Annotated in this window: 1 protein-coding gene; it reads left to right on the top strand. The window is 27.2% G+C overall.

What is annotated here, in order from left to right; translation table 11 throughout:
• Positions 1 to 122: 122 nt before the first annotated feature.
• A partial coding sequence (locus L8X30_RS07860; protein ID WP_263679760.1) for a cache domain-containing protein occupies positions 123 to 1,181 on the top strand: 1,059 nt, incomplete at its 3' end.

The following is a 1,181-nucleotide window of genomic DNA, read 5'->3' as shown; positions in this document are numbered from 1 at the left end:
ATATTAACTCTTTTTAAGAGTTAATATTTTGAACGTTGTATTTATAATATTAAAATACAATTAATTATTCATTGCAAAAAATATTTTTATAATTACAAAAAAATATTTTTAGGAGAAAAGTCGTGAAAAGTATTAAAATGAAAGTTGCTTTGATTGCAAATATCATAGCAATTATTTCTCTTTTGATTTTAGGAATCATAACATTTATTTTTGTTAAAGATGCTCTTTTTCAAGAAATTGTTAATTCTGAGCAAAATCGTTTAATTTCTACAAAAAATCTTATGATTAATTTCAAAGATGATACATCTGATTCATTAAAAAAGCTAAGTGAAACTATACTTAGACATCCTTATTCAGATTTAAATTCTGCCGGAAAATTAATGGATAACATAGGCTATCAATTAAGATCATTCAGAGATTCTGGTAATTTTCTAGCTGTTTATCTAGCCCAGCCAAATGGAGAATTAATAGTAAGTGATCCAGATAGTGATAGCAAAGGCTTAGACTATGGAATTTATGGAAAAGCTGACAATTATGACGCAAGAACAAGAGAATTTTATATAGAAGCAATGAAAAATAATAGCCTATATATCACCCCTTCTTATATTGATGTAACAACAGGCTTGCCTTGCTTTACTTATGCCATGCCAATATATAAAGATGATAATTTTATAGGAGTGTTAGCAATTGATGTTTTGGTTAAAGATTTAGAAGATAGTCTTAAACAAATGCCAGGTGCTTCTTTTATTTATGATAAAAATCGTTTTTCATTTGTTTCAACAAGTAAAAATTATATTGGAAATGATCCAAATGTTGCTATTGTAGCAGATGGATTTAGCAAGGTAAAAGATGGTGAACCATTCTTTTATACCAGTAAAGAAGGAAATGAAAGACTTGGTATGTGTGAAAACATAGATGGATACACAGTATGTAACATGGCATATATTGACACAATTTCTCAATCAAGTAAAAAAATAGCCTATATACAAGCTATTATTGTTATTTTTACAAGTATTGCAAGTATTGTTTTACTTTACTTCATCATCTCTTATTATCTATCACCTTTACAAGCTATACAAAATGGTCTTAGTTCTTTCTTTGATTTTATCAATCATAAAACTAAAGATTCTGCTATGATAGATGTTAAGAGTAACGATGAATTTGGAATAATAGCAAAAGCT

Source organism: Campylobacter sp. CNRCH_2015_0338h (assembly GCF_025772785.1).
In the GTDB taxonomy this organism is placed as follows: domain Bacteria; phylum Campylobacterota; class Campylobacteria; order Campylobacterales; family Campylobacteraceae; genus Campylobacter_D.
The sequence above is the reverse complement of the archived record's forward strand: the minus strand, read 5'-3'. Positions and strand labels throughout refer to the sequence as shown.